This is a genomic window from Xanthomonas sp. 1678, from assembly GCF_031455575.1.
Lineage (GTDB): Bacteria > Pseudomonadota > Gammaproteobacteria > Xanthomonadales > Xanthomonadaceae > Xanthomonas_A.
In genome coordinates, this window is record NZ_JAVDSZ010000010.1 from 1 (window position 1) to 16,237 (window position 16,237).

10 protein-coding genes are annotated in these 16,237 nt (G+C 70.2%); 5 read left to right on the forward strand and 5 right to left on the reverse strand.

What is annotated here, in order from left to right; translation table 11 throughout:
* The coding region (locus J2Y70_RS16820; protein WP_309920022.1) for an AMP-binding protein at positions 1–2,624 on the reverse strand (2,624 nt) is incomplete at its 3' end.
* Between J2Y70_RS16820 and J2Y70_RS16825 the strand changes: the two genes are divergently transcribed.
* Positions 2,604–2,768 carry a hypothetical protein gene (locus J2Y70_RS16825; protein WP_309920027.1) on the forward strand — a complete coding sequence of 55 codons (165 nt, stop codon included), beginning with the start codon at positions 2,604–2,606 and terminating at the stop codon, positions 2,766–2,768. The two genes, J2Y70_RS16820 and J2Y70_RS16825, sit on opposite strands and share 21 nt — an antisense overlap.
* 155 nt (positions 2,769–2,923) lie before the next feature.
* On the opposite strand, the gene J2Y70_RS16830 is transcribed toward J2Y70_RS16825, so the two are convergent.
* Both J2Y70_RS16830 and J2Y70_RS16835 read right to left on the reverse strand, forming a co-directional pair.
* Positions 2,924–4,690: a hypothetical protein gene (locus J2Y70_RS16830; RefSeq protein WP_309920030.1), complete on the reverse strand. Its 1,767-nt coding sequence runs from the start codon at positions 4,688–4,690 to the stop codon at positions 2,924–2,926.
* 52 nt (positions 4,691–4,742) lie between these two features.
* Positions 4,743–7,343 (reverse strand): hypothetical protein, encoded by a 2,601-nt coding sequence (locus tag J2Y70_RS16835; RefSeq protein WP_309920035.1) that lies wholly within the window; start codon positions 7,341–7,343, stop codon positions 4,743–4,745.
* A gap of 165 nt (positions 7,344–7,508) precedes the next feature.
* On the opposite strand from J2Y70_RS16835, the gene J2Y70_RS16840 reads away from it, so the two are divergent.
* A complete protein-coding gene (locus J2Y70_RS16840) occupies positions 7,509–9,908 on the forward strand; it encodes a penicillin acylase family protein (protein ID WP_309920038.1) in 2,400 nt (799 codons plus the stop codon).
* A gap of 52 nt (positions 9,909–9,960) precedes the next feature.
* Here the strand turns inward: J2Y70_RS16840 and dpgD are convergent, their stop codons facing one another.
* Positions 9,961–10,773 (reverse strand): enoyl-CoA-hydratase DpgD, encoded by an 813-nt coding sequence (gene dpgD, locus J2Y70_RS16845; protein ID WP_309920040.1) that lies wholly within the window; start codon positions 10,771–10,773, stop codon positions 9,961–9,963.
* 76 nt (positions 10,774–10,849) lie between these two features.
* Positions 10,850–12,583 (reverse strand): ABC transporter ATP-binding protein, encoded by a 1,734-nt coding sequence (locus J2Y70_RS16850; RefSeq protein WP_309920043.1) that lies wholly within the window; start codon positions 12,581–12,583, stop codon positions 10,850–10,852.
* A 493-nt stretch (positions 12,584–13,076) separates the two neighbouring features.
* On the opposite strand from J2Y70_RS16850, the gene dpgA reads away from it, so the two are divergent.
* The 3 genes from dpgA to J2Y70_RS16865 are packed head-to-tail and all read left to right on the forward strand — an operon-like array spanning position 13,077 to position 16,210.
* Positions 13,077–14,165 (forward strand): 3,5-dihydroxyphenylacetyl-CoA synthase DpgA, encoded by a 1,089-nt coding sequence (gene dpgA, locus J2Y70_RS16855; protein ID WP_309920045.1) that lies wholly within the window; start codon positions 13,077–13,079, stop codon positions 14,163–14,165.
* Positions 14,166–14,181: 16 nt separating this feature from the next.
* Complete coding sequence (gene dpgB, locus J2Y70_RS16860; protein WP_309920048.1) at positions 14,182–14,871, forward strand: enoyl-CoA-hydratase DpgB; 690 nt, start codon at positions 14,182–14,184, stop codon at positions 14,869–14,871.
* A 34-nt stretch (positions 14,872–14,905) separates the two neighbouring features.
* Entirely contained in the window at positions 14,906–16,210 is a 1,305-nt protein-coding gene (locus J2Y70_RS16865) for an enoyl-CoA hydratase/isomerase family protein (RefSeq protein ID WP_309920051.1), read from the forward strand.
* Positions 16,211–16,237 lie beyond the last annotated feature (27 nt).

Below are 16,237 nucleotides of genomic sequence, written 5' to 3' on the forward strand. Positions count from 1 at the left end.
GCCGAGACCTGCACCGGCAGCCGTCCGCCGCGGTAGCGCTGCACCGCCGGACGCGGCCGGTCCCACGGCAGTTCCAGCAGCCGCGGCGCATCGGCCAGGTCCTGACGCCAGTACGCCAGCTGCGCCTCCAACGCCTCCCCCTGCAACCACTGCCGCTGCCACAGCGCGTAGTCCGGGTACTGCACCGGCAAGGGCGGCAACGGGTCCGGCTCGCCGGCATGGAACGCCGTGTACAACGTGCGCAGCTCGCGGATCAGCACCCCCATCGACCAGCCGTCGGACACGATGTGGTGCTGGGTCAACAGCAGCACGTGCCGCCGCGGCGACAGCCGCACCAGGCTGCCGCGGATCAAGGGACCGCGTTCCAGGTCGAACGCCTGCCGGGCTTCCTCCGCGTCCAGCTGCGCCAATGCCGCCTGCTGCGCCTCGGGAGCTTGGTCGGAGAAGTCAAACTGCGTGAGCGCAAAGCCCACCGACGCCGGCGCGATCACCTGCCGCGGCACCCCCGCCTCGCTGGCAAAGCAGGTCCGCAGCGCCTCGTGCCGCGCCACGATCCGGTCCAGCGCCGCCTGCAGCGCCGCCAGGTCCAGGTCCCCGTCCAACTGCAGCCCCGCCGCGATGTGGTACGCCGCCCCCGCCGCCGCATCCAGCCGGTCCAGGAACCACAGCCGCTGCTGCGACCACGACAGCGGCAAGGCCTGCGAACGGTCCGCCGGGAGGATCGGCATTGCGAGGATCGGCTGCACCGCCATCCGCTGCCGCACGATGTGTTCGGCCAATGCCATCGGCGTGCGGTGATCGAAGAAATCCTGGGGCACCAGCTCGACCTGCCAGCGATCACGAATCCGCGCGATCAGTGTGGCGACTTCGATCGACTGGCCGCCCAGCGACAGGAAATCGTCCTGGATGGAGACCTCCGCAAGCCCCAGGACATCCTGCCACAGTGCCGCGATGCCCGGCGCCACATCACCCGCATCGCCCACTGGCGACGGCGGCAGGTCGCGCGCCGGGCCGGGCTGCGTCTGCTCCATGCGCCATGCCCAGATCTCGTTCAAGGCATCGCTTTGGTACAGCTCCCGGCAATGAAGACGCCGCGGCTTGCCGCTGGAAGTGCGCGGCAAGTGGCCCTTGCGCAGGAACACGATCGCCTCCACGTCCGGCAGCGCATGGACCATGCTCAACTCGCGACGGACACGCGCTACCAGCGCGTCGCTGAACCGGATCGTCCTCGCATCGACCTCCTGCACTACCACCACGCGCGCCGGTTCGCTGTCCTCCATCGAGAACACCACGCAGCCATTGCGCAGGAACGCGGCATCCAGACATTCGACCGTCTGCTCCACGTCCTGCGGATAGACGTTGCGGCCGGCGATGATCATCACCTCCTTGATCCGCCCGCAGATGTACAGCCAATCGTCCGCGACGAACGCCAGATCGCCGCTGCGCAGCCACTCGCCCGTTTCGCCGCGAAGCGCCGCGCGGAAGGTCTGTCCGCTCAGCTCCGGACGCCGCCAATAGCCTGCGGCGACCGACGCGCCCTGCACCCACAGCTCGCCGACCGCCCCGTTGTCCACGCGGGTACAGGTCTCCGGATCGACCAGCGCAAGGCGGTGCGATGCGCATTCCGGCCGGCCAACGCTGGCGAACGCAAGGCCCTCCTCCGCGACCTGCACGCGTCCGCCGCGCAAGGCGTCGCGATCCACCCGCAGCACCGGCGGGCGCCGATCGCGGCCGGCAAGGGCGCTGTCGGCAGCGACCAGCAACGTGGTCTCGGCCATCCCGTACGCGGGAACGAAGGCATCGCGGCGCATGCCGCAAGACGCGAACGCCGCGACGAACGCGTCCTGCGTTTCGGGCCGGACCCGTTCGGCGCCGTTGATGGCGATCCGCAGCCTGTGCAGATCCAGGTCGGCAATGGCCATGTCGCGCTGCCGGTCGGCGCAGAGCTGGTAGGCGAAATTGGGCGCCACCGTCACCGTCGCGCGAAAATCCGACAACGCCTGCAGCCAACGCATGGGACTGGCCAGAAACGCCGCCGGCGCGAAATGGATGCTCTGACAACGCGCGAACAGCGGATACAGGATGGCACCGATCAACCCCATGTCGTGGTAGGGCGGCAGCCACGAGAGCACGACGTCGTCGCGCTGCAGGCCCAGCAGTTCGGCGGCGACACCGGCATTGGCCATGATGTTGCGATGCGTCACCATCACCCCTTTCGGGTCGCCGGTCGATCCGGAGGTGTATTGCAGGAAGGCGATGTCCGCCACGCCAAGCGACGGGCGCTGCCACGCGCGCCCGCAACCGTCCAGCGCCTCGAATGCGAGCCATTGCACGCCTGCATCGTCGGCATGGCTGCCACCGAGCCTGTCGACGATCGCGCCTGGCGCGATCGCCCAGCGCGCCTGCGCGTCACGCGCGATCCCCTGCACCCGCGGCGCGCGGCGCGCGTTCAACGGCGGCGTCACCGGCACCGCCACGGCACCGGCGTATGCGCAGGCAAAGAAGGCGACGATGTAGTCGAGCGAGGGCGGACAGGCCACCAGGACCCGGTCGCCCGGCGCGATCCGCGCCTGCAGCGCGGCGGCGATCGTCTGCGCACGCCGATGCAGTTGCAGGAAGGTCAATCCCTCGCCGGCACCGTCGCGCTCCAGGAACGTGAAGACCTGGCGCTGCGCATCTTCACCGAGAGCGCGATCTTCGAGCAGGTCAACGAGCGTGGAACAGTCTGCATCACTCCTTCCCCGCATCGCCCGAAGCCTCTAGCTTGACCGTACTGGATTCCATGGAACGCTCAGGCGGCCCGCCCATCGGCAAGGCCCGCGAAGTTCGATCATACCCGCGTGCACCGTCGTGTCGACGGCACCGATGCAATGCAGCTGCACCGTCCGCGCTCACGTGCGCCCGCGCTGCGGGTGAATGCAGGTCAGAACAGCACGTCCATCTGCGGCACGCCGAGCCGCTGCCCGGCCACGTCGATCGTGATCGCCTCACCTGCGTACGATTCGGGCACGGGCGCCTCCAGGTAGCCCTCGCCGACGCACGGCATCGCCTGCACTGCCGCCGGCGGCAACGGCACGCCGAAGATGGCGTCGTGCCCATGCCGCGCCGTGCCGCGCAGCAACATGACCTTGCGTGCCCCTTGCACCATGCAGAACACCGCCTCCGACCCGTCCGCGCCGGCGTAGCCATGCACCCAGTGGCGGCCGGGAACGCCGGGGAACGTACGCCGGCTGCGCGCCACGGTACGAAACACGAAGCGTGCCAATTCCGCGGCGTAGCCTGCGGCATCGGCGGGCGCGCTCCGCAACCAGTCGTGGATGCTGGCCTGCAGGGCCTCGCGTTCCAGCAGCGGGCGGCCGCGCAAGGTCCGCCGCGCCTGCGCAAGGCAGGTCTGCAGCCGTACCGGGTCATCGCCGCAGGCGCTCTGCAAAGCGCGTTCGACCGCTGCGGCTACTGCATGGTCGGCGCTCGCCGTGGCGGCGTCGAATGCAGGCGCCGCCAGGCCGTCGCCGAACCATGGCGTGGACGCGGGATCGGCCATCGTGCGCAAGGTGACCTCCGGTTTCTGCTGCCGGGCAAAGTAGTCTCGCAGCACGCTGCAGATGGCCTCGGCAGCGGCCGGATCGCAGGCGTCGCGCTCCAGCCCGAACAGCGCCAGGAACGCCTGGTCGAGGCGGCGCCGGTAGCTGCGCTCCATCAACCCGCGAACCGGTTCGTCCAGCGCCGCGAACGCCGCACCGGACGCGTACTTTCCGAAATAGAAGGACAGGGCCTCGCAGGCGCCCCCGAACACGTGCAGGTCATCCCTGCCGAACGCGGGGAAGGTGTCGACCGCTCGCCCCCAGTTGCGCACCGACCTGGCCGAGCCATAGTCCAGTTGCTCGCCGTTGATGGTCAGGTTGCTGGTGGTGCAGGCGCCGAAGTACAGGCGATTGGCCTGGCAGAAGGCCAACTGATGCACGACGCGCTCGATGAAGTGCGCCAGCGACCGCACGGCGATGCCACAGCGCCGACGCTGCTCCTCGTCCGCGTCCAACAAGCGGATCGCGTCGCGCACGCGGGTGACGTCCTCCAGATGCGCGAAGCGCTGCTCGCGCAACGGCCGATGATACGGCGCGCGCTCCAGCGCCGAGGTGCGGAAGAAGTTGGGCCGCACGATCAGCGCCTTTTCCTCGCCGCTCTGGGTCTGCGTGCCGGTCGCGATGATCGCGACGATCGGAATCGCGCCATACGGCAGTTCCGCGCCGGCCAGCCGCGCGTACACCAGCTCGCGAATGGCCTCTTCGACGGTGACCGAGCCATGCGAATGCTGGATGTCGCGCTCCACGCCGACCAGCGGCGTAACGCCGATCCCCTTGACCTGCAACTGCCCGTGGGTGCCGCAACGGCCGCTTCCGGCATGCGGCCCCACCCCCATCCCGCCATAGCGGTCGGCAAAGAAGGTCTTCTCCTGCGCCTCGAACGCCTCGGCGGCATCGTGCTCCTGCGGGACGGCATAGGCGCACGTCCCCGTGATCCAGTCGCGCAGCCGCGGCGGGTCGGCCGCGGCATCCTCGCCAGGCCGGGCATGCGCGGCCAGCCAATCGAGGTCGATCCACAGCAGCCGCGGCCGCGCCAGCCGCCGTGCCTGGAATGGCACCCACATGGAGGCTGGGAAATCGCGTTGCCGGGGTATCAGGTCGAGGTGCATGGCGACTCCTTTGCCGAAGGCGGAACACGGGACGGCCAGGCGCGCGCCGGCTTCATCGCGCACGGGTGCCCTGCGCCGAGCCGGCGTAGGCGGCCAGCAGCGGCGACACCAGCCACACCAGCATCGGCACGATCGCCGCAGGCAGCGCCCCGGGGCGATACACCGCCAGCAGCCCGGTGGTCGCCAGCGCGAGCGCAGGCCCCAGCCACATGAAGCGCAGATACTGCAACGGGCCGTGGATCGACGTCACTTCCTCCGAGGGGCGCCACTGCAGCAGCCGCCGCCCGGACACGGACATCCTCCAGATCGAGCGCACCATCGCGTCGAAGGTGGTGGCTGCTTCGGTCGGCATGATGACCCATTTGAACAGCAGCACCTGCACACCGCCCAGGCTCAACCCGGCCAGGGCGCGCAGGTGCAGCGGCCACAGCCGCGGACTCATGCAGGCGCGGCGCACGATGCCGTACAGGCCAAATCCGAATTCCACCCCGACCATGCTCGCGGCAACGACGGCGGTCCACAGCCAAGGCCATGGCAGCAGTGCCCAACCGGCGATCATCAGCGTCAGCTGCGACATGGCATTGAGCGCACGCACCAGGTTGCACAGCAACTTCCAGCGCGACAGCAGCGACAGCGGCGTGCCCGCCCGGCCCGATCGGCCATCGCCGCGCGGTACCGGCACCCACGGCAGGACCCAGGCGGCGTTCTGCCAGTCGCCGCGGGTCCAGCGGTGTATCCGGACCACGTCCAGATACACGTCGTAGGGGCATGGCTCGCGGAAGTTGACCGCGTCGGCGAAGCCGACCCGCGCGTAGCAGCCTTCGATGACGTCGTGGCTGAGGATGCGGTTGTCGGGGAAGCGTTCGCCGACCGCCGCCAGGAAGGCATCCACGACCACGATGCCCTTGCCGAGATAGAAGCTTTCCTCGAAGGCGTCGTTGTAGACCTCACGGTCCGGGAATCCGGGATACGGCAGCCCGCTCACCTTGGACCAGACGATCCTGGAATACACCGAGCGGGTGCTGTCGACGTCGTTGAAGGTGCTCGACGGCGACAGCGCGCCATGGCCGGCGACAACCACCCCGGTCTGCGGATCGAGCACGGGGCGATTGAGCGGATGATGCTGCGTTTCCACCAGCCGGATCGCCGCCGCCGGCGGCACCTCGTTGTCCGAGTCGACGCAGATCAGGTATGGCACCGCGCCGAGCGCGGTCGCGTCGCCTTCGATCACCGCGAACGGCGCGCTATCGCGGTCGCGCAGGAACCGCGCCAGATGCAGCAGCTTTCCGCGCTTGCGCTCCCATCCCATCCAGCATTGCTCCTGCGCGTTCCAGGCGCGTGCGCGATGGAAAAGGTAGAAGGGCGGCGCGCGATCGCCGGCATGCTTGCGGTTCAGCGCGGCTACGGCGGCGACCGCGTGCGCCACCAGCGCCGCATCGGCGGGCATGGTCTGCGCATCCGCATCAGGCAGGTCGGTTGCCAGCGCGAACAGCAGGTTGGGGTCCTGGTTGGCCAGGAAGTGCTGCTCCAGGCGCGCACACAGCTGGTCGATCTTGGCCGGCGCGGACAGCATGCACGGGATCGCCAGCACGGTCCTGGCCTGGTCCGGGATCCCGGCGCGGAAATCCAGCCGCGGCATCGCCCGCCGCGGGACCATGTGCAGCAACAGCTTTTCGAGGAACTGCCGTGCCGTGTCCAGGCAGACGACCGCCAGCGCCGCGACCAGCGCCACGCCGATCCAGGCCGGGGCATGCCGCGCGGGCAACCACAGCAGCGTCACGGCGACGGCGCTCAGCACGGCGGCCGCCCACAGGAATGCCCGATGCCGGCGCGCGCGCGCGCGCGGCACATCGTCCGCGCAGCGCGTCGCCAACGCCATCGACGCATGCAGCTCGCACGTGCCGTCCCCCAGGTAGAAGCCGACATGCGCACGCGCCGCCTGCGGGTCGGCGGCATGCGCCGCATCGGCCAGTTGCAGTGCCGCCGTGGCCAGCGCCCGCAGGTCGCAGCGCCAACGCCGCGCCAACGCCGCTGCGCGCGCGCAGCAGGCCTCGCGCGTGCCGATCCAGCTGGCGGCATAGCCACCGGAACGTTCTCGCCGGAAGATCGGATCGCACGGCCCTGGATCGAACGCCTGCTCAACGAATCGATCCCACTGCGCCTGCGCCAGCGCCACGGCCTGCGCGTCGGTTCGCGGCGCGGCGTTCGGCGACGGCCCGGCGGCGGCGCCTGATGCGCGTTCGATCAGCGCCAAGTCCAACAGGTGCCGCAACGCCCACAGCTCGTTCAAGCTCAGCGACTGCGACTGCTGGTAGGCGGCGAGGAACGAAGGCAACTGCCGCAACGGCGCCGCCAGCGACGCCACCGCATCGGCGACTGCCTCCACGCGCAGCGTAGCGCCGGTCGCCAACCCCAACACCGGCAAACGGAAGCAATACCGCGAGGAGACATAACTGCGCGCGGCCACCAAGGGGTCCGCTGCATCGTCCGCAGCGGCGCCGGCCCGCGCGGTTGCCTGCACTCCCACGCTGCGCTGCATCATGGCGATGCGCCCCAGCAACGCGGCGACCAGGCGGCCATCGTCGACGCCGGTCGGCACGCCGTGGCGCGCCGCCAGGCTGCGCCCGGCCAGGGCCGCACTGTCAAGATCCACTGCGGCGCAGACTGTCATGCATGTCGAACCCGGATGAAACTTCGATGAAAACGGAACCGCTCTGGGCCGACGCCCGCCGCAAGTTGACTTTCCAAAAGCTCCTAACCTAGATTCAAACATATCAGACGCTCGCCATTCCCGGCCAGCCTCTCGCCTGGCCCTTCCATGCCGCGGACACTGCGCATTTTCCGAACACTGGTTCTGGCGTTCGTCGTTCTGCTCCTGGCATTGGCACTCGGCATCTACGCACTGCTGCGAATGGGCACGGCGCAGTTGAACGGCAGCGTTTCCGACGCCGGCGTGCGAGGCGCGGTCGCCGTGCAGCGCGATGCGTCCGGCACCGTCACCCTGCGTGCGGGCAGCCGGCGCGACGCGGTATTCGCGCTCGGGTTCGTGCACGGCCAGGAACGCTTCTTCTCCATGGATCTGATGCGCCGCGGCGCCGCCGGCGAACTGTCGCAATTGCTCGGCCCGATGGCGCTGCCGATGGACCGCCAGCGCCGCCAGTTCCGCATGCGCAGCCGTGCGCAGGCCGCGCTGGCCGGCCTGCCCGCATCGCAGCGCGAGGAACTGCAGGCGTATCGCGACGGCGTCAACAGCGGCTTGCGCGAGCTTACCGCGCGGCCGTGGGAGTACTGGGTATTCCGGCAGCCACCGGCCCAATGGAACGAGGAAGACAGCCTGCTGGTGCTGTATGCGATGTACTTCGAGCTCAACGACGCCTCCAACGGCCGCGAACTGGCCTTCGCGCGCATCCAGGACGCCCTGGGTCCGGCGGTTCGCGCATTCCTGTCCGCCGCCGGCGGGCCGCTCGATGCGCCATTGACCGGCGCGGCGCTGCCGACGCCGCCGGTGCCGCCGGCGGCCGACTTCGATACCCGCCGCGCGCCATCGGCCGCATCCGCCGCGCCGGTCTCGTCCGCACCGGTCGACCGGGCGATGGCCGGCAGCAACGCCTTTGCGGTGGGCGGTGCGTTGACCGCCTCGCGTGCGGCAATGGTCGGCAACGACATGCACCTCGGGCTGGGCATGCCCAATCTCTGGTTCCGCGCGCGCCTGCAATACCCGGTCGACGAGCAGCCGGCGACAGTGGACATCAACGGCCTCACCCTGCCCGGCGCACCGCCGGTGGTCGTCGGCAGCAACCGCTTCGTGGCCTGGGGGTTCACCAACAGCTTCGGCGACTGGACCGACTGGGTGCGCGTCCGCGTCGACCCGGCCCGCGCGGAGTTCTACGCCAGCGATGCCGGTTGGGAACGCTTCAACGAGGTACGGGAAACGATCCATGTCCGCGGCGGTGCCGATGAGATCCTGACGGTGCGCGAGACGCGCTGGGGCCCGCTGATCGCCCGCGACAGCGACGGCGTCGCGCTGGCGATCGCGTGGACGGCGCTGTTGCCGGGCGCAGTGAACCTGCGCCTGGGCGAACTCGACCGCGCGCGCGACGTCGGCCAGGCACTGGAGATCGCCAGCGCCGCCGGCATCCCCGCGCAGAACTTCGTGGTCGGCGACCGCGCCGGGAACATCGGCTGGACCATCGCCGGCAGCATGCCGTTGCGCCGCACCGGCGGCGACCCGGTGCTGCCGGCGGACTGGAGCCTGCCCGGCCATGGCTGGGACGGCCTGTTGCCGGCCGCCGCGCATCCGCGCATCGTCAATCCCGCGTCCGCCCGGCTATGGTCGGCCAATGCCCGCGCGCTCGACCCGCACGATGCGGGCTACGCACTGATCGGCGACGGCGGCTACGACCTGGGCGCGCGCGCCGGACAGATCCGCGACGACCTGTCGCGCCGCAACCGCTTCGCCGAGGCCGATTTCCTGGCGATCCAGCTCGACGACCGCGCCCCGCTGATGGATTACTGGCGCGAGTTGCTGAAGCAGACACTGGCACGGGCGTCTGCGCGAGCGCCGATGCGCCGCCTGCAACCCCATGTGGACAGCTGGAACGGCCATGCGGCGGTCGATTCGGTCGGCTATCGCGCAATCCGCCAGTTCCGCCAGGAAGTGACCAACACCACCCTGGGCGTGTTCGCCGATCGCATCCGCGAACGCGACAAGGACTTCTACCCGCCAGCCATTCCGCAAGGCGAGAACCTGGTCCGCCGCCTGCTGCAGGAGCGCCCGGCGCACTTGCTGCCGGCGCACTATCGCGACTACGACGCGATGCTCACCGCATGCGCCGACAAGGCCTACGCCCAGCTCGCCGGCAACGACCCGGACCGGCTCGCCGCGCGCACCTGGGGCGAGGAAAACACGGTGCGGGTAAGGCACCTGCTCAGCGGCGCGATCCCTGGGGCGTCGTGGCTCCTGGACATGCCGGACGTGCAGGCGCCGGGCGACCTGAATCTGCCGCGCGTGCAGGGCGCGTATTTCGGCGCGACCGAGCGCTTCGCCGTCCAGCCCGGCCACGAGGAAAAAGGCTACCTGCACATGCCGCCGGGACAGAGCGGAAACCCGCTGTCGCCGTTCTACGGTGCCGGGCACGACGCCTGGGTCAAGGGCACGCCGACGCCGTTCCTGCCCGGCGCCACGGTCTATACGCTGACCCTGCAGCGCGCGCGGTGACGCGCCGGCACGCGCCCATCCACCGCTGCGGATCAAGGCACCGTCACCGCCCTCACGAACGCCAGACCGGCGGCCGCTTTTGCAGGAACGCGCGCGGCCCCTCCTGGCAATCCGGCCCCTCCAGCCGCCGCTCCTCCCATTCGTAGCGCGCGGCGAACGCCTGCTCCACGCTCAGGCCGGAAGACGCCAGCGCCGCCTCCTTGATCGCGCGCAGCGACGCCGGGGAACAGCGCAGCATGTCCTGTACCCACCCCTCCACGCAGGCATCCAGCTCGTCCGTCGCGACCACGTCGTTGACCATGCCCCAGTCCAGCGCGCGTTGCGCGGAGAACTGGCGCCCCGTCAGCAGATAGCCCATCGCGATCCTGGGCGGCAACTGCCGCGGCAGCCGGAACACGCCACCGGCCCCCGCGATCAGCCCCAACCGCGCCTCCGGCAGCCCGAACATCGCCCGCCGGTCGACCACCAGCACGTCGCAGCACAGCGCCAGTTCGCAGCCACCGCCCAGCGCATAGCCGTTGACGCGCCCGATCAGCGGCTTGGAGAAGCGGCGCTCGGTCAGCCGCGGCCAGCCGGCCGCACCGCGGCTGCCGAAGCTGGAGGGTGCCACGCCCTGATCGATACGCGCCGCCAGCTCCTTGAGGTCCTGGCCCACGGAGAAGGCGCGATCGCCGGCACCGGTGAGGACCGCGACGCGGATCTGCGGATCCTGTTCGATGTCGTCCCAGACCCGCGCCAGGTCGCGGTGCATGCGCAGGTTCATCGCGTTGAGCACATCGGGACGGTTCAAGGTCACCCGGGCCACGTGCCCGGCCTTGGCGTAGATCACGTCGGAAGAGAGGTCTTGCAGCACAGGGTCGGTCATGGTCTGGTCCTGGAAATGGCCGGACCGCGGCGGCGCGGCGCAGGCACGGCAACGGCGCGCGTCTGCGGCGCCGCGCTCACGGCGGCTTCTCGCATGCCTGAGCCTGCCACAGCGCGGCGTACACGCCGGGGGTGGCCATCAGTTCGTCGTGGGTGCCGTTCTCGACGATCCGGCCTCGGTCCAGCACCACGATCCTGTCCACGTGGCCCAGCGACGCGAAGTTGTGTGCGATGACGATGGTCGATGCGGCGCGGGAGATCTGCGCCAGGTTCTCCTGGATAGCGCGCTGGGTGCCCGCATCCAGCGCCGCGGTCGCCTCGTCGAACACGAACAGGCGGGGATTGCGGAGCACGGCGCGCGCGATCGCCACGCGTTGCCGCTCGCCTCCGGACAACCGCAGGCCGCGCTCGCCGACCATCGTGTCCCAGCCTTGTGGCAACCGCTCGATCAGCCCGTCCAGCCCGGCCAGGGAACAGGCACGCTGCAGCGCAGCGACGTCGGCATCGGGACGTCCCAGGCTCACGTTGTTGCGCAGGCTGTCGTTGAACAGCACCGTGTCCTGCGGCACCACCGCGATCGCCTGGCGCACGGACGCGACGTCGAGCGCTTGCAGGTCCTGGCCATCCAGCACGACCCGCCCGTGCGCAGGCCGGTACAGGCCCAGCAACAGCTTGGTCAAGGTAGTCTTGCCGGATCCGCTGGCGCCGACGATCGCGACCGTTTCGCCCGGCTGCACGGTCAACTCCACCCGCCGCAGGATCGGCCGCCCCGGCTCGTAGGCGAAGTCCACCTCCTCCAATGCCACCTGCAACGGCCCGTCCGCGGCCAGCGGCGTGCTGCCGCCGGGGCGTTCGGCCGGCTCGGCCAGGATGGTCCTGAGCTTGCTCACGTGGCCGAGCGCCTGCATCAGGTCGCGCGACATGATCCCCAGAAGTTCGATCGGCGCGATCATCTGCATGACGTAGGCGCTGACGAGGATGAAGTCGCCCTTGCTCATCTGCCCGGCCGACACCTTCTGCGCCGCGACCAGCAGGATCGCGCCCAGCGCGAGCGTGAACACCGCGGCGATCGCGCCGTCGACCTGCAACCTGGCCCGATAGAATCCGTCCCAGCCGCGCACGCTGTCGTCCAGCGCCAAACGCATGCGTCGAAACACGCTGCGCTCGGCGCAGAAGGTGCGCACCGCCTCATAGTTGAGCAGCGCATCGGCGGATACGCCGGAAAACACGATGTCGGCATCGGCGGCGCGCCGGTGGGCATCGCGCTGCCGTCCCATGCCGCGGTACGACAGCCACGAATACGAGGCAGCGAAGGCGAACCAGATGGCGACGATCAGCGGCTGCTGCAGCGCGAACAGCACGCCGACCATCGCCCCGATCTGCAGCACCACCGGCAGCACCCCGAACACCAGGCTGGCCTGCGCGGCCTGCACCGCATTCAGGCCTTCGGTAGTGGTGCGTTCGAGTTCGCCGATGCTGCGCTTGACGTGGTAGCCATGCGGCAACGCGAACAGGTGCTGGTAGACGCGGTGCGAGACCGCCGCGCGGGACGCGTAGGCGACCTTCTGGTACACGTAGCCCAGCAAGCCGCGCGCGACCCGGGAAAAGCCGAGACAGGCGGCGAACACCAAGCAGGCGATCGTCATCCGGTAGCCCGCCCCCGGTCCTTCGCTGTCCACGGCGGCGCGCAGGGCCAGTGGCGCCAGCGCCTGCAGTCCCGCGTCCAGCAGCAACAGGAACGCGCTGGCCACCAGCTTGCCACGCTGCGAGCGCTCCAGTAGCACGTCCCGCAGCAGCGTGGGACGGCGCATGGGTGACGCGCCTGCCTCGGCCGCGCTCAAGCGGCGGTACCGACGCCGGCCGCGGCGGCCGGCGCCGCCGGGACCGCGCGATGCCGCTCGCGCCGCGGACGCTTCGCGGCATTCGCCGCGCCCAGCGCATATGGATGTTGCATCGTCACATTCCGCTCCCGAGAAAAGCGACAGGCGCTCGCCGACGCCGCGGCGCATCGCAGCATCGCGCAACAGCCGGCCTGCAGGAAGTGCGCACTGCGCCCGCACGCGGCCGAGCGGCATCATAACGCGGCGCACGCGCATGTCCCGGTCCAGGCAAGTGTGGTAAAACCCTGCCGACAGCACGCTCAAGCAGACGCAACCGGATCCTGGAATTCGATGACAGCTTCTCGCCGGCACCGCCCCCGCCTCATGTCACCTCAGGACCCACAGGGAGTGCCCGAGGCGAGGCCAGCGCCCGCTCCCGCCGCTGCCCGCCGTACCCTGCTCCGAACACATGCCGTGCCGTCCCATGGATGACAGCGTGCGGCTGCCGCGGCCACACCTGGTTTCCATCGGGACCGCCACTCCCGCGCACAGCTATTCGCAGCAGGCGCTGCTGGATCTCTTCGCGATCGACGACGAGCGCATCCGCTCGATCTACCTGCGCGGTTCGATCGAACGCCGCTTCCTGGAGTTGCCGCCCACGGACGCATCGGGGCGACCGCAGGCCGAGAGCCAGCAGGACCTGCTGCACAAGCATCGCAACCACGGCACGCAGATCGGTGCCAGTGCGGTGCGTGCGTGCCTGGAGCGGGCAGGATTGGCGGCGCAGGACGTCCGCCACCTGTGCTGCGTCACCTCCACCGGTTTCCTGGTACCGGGACTCAGCGTGCTTTTGTGCCAGGCACTGGGATTGTCGGCGTCCTGCAGCCGGCTGGATGTGGTCGGCATGGGCTGCAATGCCGGTCTCAATGGCCTCAGCGCGGTTGCGACCTGGGCTCAGGCGCATCCGGGCGAACTGGCGGTGATGGTCTGCGTGGAGATGTGCTCGGCCGCCTACGTGGTTTCCGACAACCTGCAGACGGCGGTGGTCAACAGCCTGTTCGGCGACGGCGCCGCCGCGGTCGCGCTGCGCGCCGCCCCGGCGCCCGAGCGCCTCGCGCCGGCGCTGCTGAAGTTCTCTAGCTTCGTCATCCCGCAGACCGTGGACGCGATGCGCTTCCAGTGGGACGACGCGCACGGCAAGTTCAGTTTCCTGCTAGGCCGCGACGTCCCCTACGTGGTCGGCGCGCACGTCGAGGGCGTGGTCGATGCCCTGCTCGAAGGCACCGGCGTACGCCGCAGCGAGATCGCCCATTGGCTGGTGCACTCGGGTGGAAAGAAGGTCATCGACTCGGTCAGGATGAACCTGCGGCTCAGCCGCCACGAGCTGCGGCATACGCTCGGCGTGTTGCGCGACTACGGCAACCTGTCCAGCGGCTCGTTCCTGTTTTCCTGCGAGCGCCTGCTGCAGGAAGGCTGCGTCCGTGATGGAGACTACGGCGTTATGATGACGATGGGCCCCGGCTCCACCATCGAGACCGCGCTCGTGCGTTGGTCGGCGGCCGAACAAGGATAAGGACACGCCTCCCCCCATGATCCGACTCGAGTCGCTCGGCGCCACCGTGATCCCGCTGCAACTGGATGGCACCAACGGCCTCACCCAGGACACGATCGACTGCCTGCAGCAGGCCTGCGACCAGGCCGAGGATCTGAACGCGCGCAGCGTGCTGGCCATCGCCTACGGCGGCCCCCGCGGCGGCACGACCGGGACCGGTCCTGGCCCGTCGCTGCCGCTGGTCAACCGCTGGGAGCGCGCGGTGCAGCGCGTGGAGCGTTGCGCGGCGGTCACCGTGATGCATGTGGACGGCCACGCGGGCGAACTGGGCCTGGGCCTATTGCTAGCGACCGACTACCGCACCGCGTCGCCGGACGCCAGTTTCAGCCTGCACGACGCCGTCGGCCGCTGCATGCCGGGCATGGCGCTGTACCGGCTGGCGCAGCAGGTCGGGATCGCGCGCGCGCGCGGCCTGGTGCTGCTCGGCCAGATCGTCCCTGCGCTGCAGGCGGAGCGGCTGGGGCTGCTGGACGCGCTCGTGGATGACGCAGCGCAGGCGCTCGACGCGTTCGCCAGGGCGGCCACGCACCTGGAATGGAGCGGCGTGCTGACCCGCCGCCAGCTGCTGCTGGAATCGACCGCCACCAGTTTCGAAGAGGCCCTTGGCGCCCACCTGGCGGCCTATGACAGGAAGCTCCGCGACCACGCGTTCGCGGCCGAACGGTAGGCCCGCCACCTCCGGGCACGGACATCCACCCACCATGCACATCGCCTCGCACGACCCGCCCCCTCCGCTGCCAACGGCGCTGGCCGACGCCTCGGGCGACGCCAAGCGCCTGTCGGCGCAGGTGGCGCCGCTGGAGGCAGCCATCGCGGCATTGCCGGCGCCGCCGGCCCGGTCCGAGTCGCAGCGCAGGCAGGCCGGCGACTTGCACGCACAGGCGCGCGGACTGCGCCGCCGTTTCGCGCAGGCGCATGCGGCCTGGCTCTATGCGCAACTCACCCGCGGCTACCGCGACCGGCCCAGGGTCGGCGCGCTGCTCTATGCCGCAGCGGACGCGGTGCCGGGCCTGGTGCCCAGCGCGGCGCAGATCGAGCAGGAACGCGAATATCCGCAGCGGCTCAAGGACGGTCGCGAACTCGACCAGGCCATCCTGCTCTCGGCGTTGCTCGGCGAGCAGAACGCCGGCACCCACCTGATCGACAGCATGCTGCTGCCGACCCCGGCCGCGCTGGCCGCGCTCGGCGCCTTCCAGGCCGAGGGCCACCTGGATCTGGGGCCGGTCAGGCTCGCGCGCGAGGGCCGCACGGGCGTGCTCACCACCCACAACGACCGCTATCTCAACGCCGAGGACGACGCCCTGGCCATGGCAATGGAAACCGCGGTGGACGTGGCGCTGCTGGATCCGGCGATCGGCGTGTGCGTGTTGCGTGGCGGGCACTGCACCCACCCCAAGTACGCGGGCCAGCGCGTGTTCAGCCCCGGCATCAACCTCAAGCTGCTGCGCGATGGACGCATCTCATTCGTCCACTTCCTCATCGAGCGCGAGCTGGGCTATGTCAGCAAGATCGCCGACGGCCTGCTGCGCGAAGACGGCGGCGCCCGCCACGAAGGCAAGCCGTGGATCGCCGCGGTCGAGGCATTCGCGATCGGTGGCGGGATGCAGCTGGCGCTGGTCGCCGACCATGTCATCGCCACGCCGGACAGCTACTTCTGCCTGCCCGCCGCCAAGGAAGGGCTGATCCCGGGCACCGCCAACTTCCGCCTCGGGCGGATCGCGGGAAGCCGCGTCGCCCGCCGCCTTGTGCTGGGCGGACGCCGGATCCAGGCGACGGATGCCGACGCGGGCTTGCTGGTGGACAGCGTGGTGCCCGCCGCGGAGATGGACGCGGCGATCGCCGCAGCGGCGCGTCAGCTGGACTCGGTCTCGGTCGTGGCCAACCGGCGCATGCTGCATCTGGCCGAACAGCCCGTGCAGGCGTTCCGCGAGTACATGGCGGAATTCGCCCTGCAGCAGTCGGCGCTGCTCTACGACGCGCGCATCCTGCACAACCTGCCGCACTGAACCGAGCGGCCGCAACCTCTGCACCCG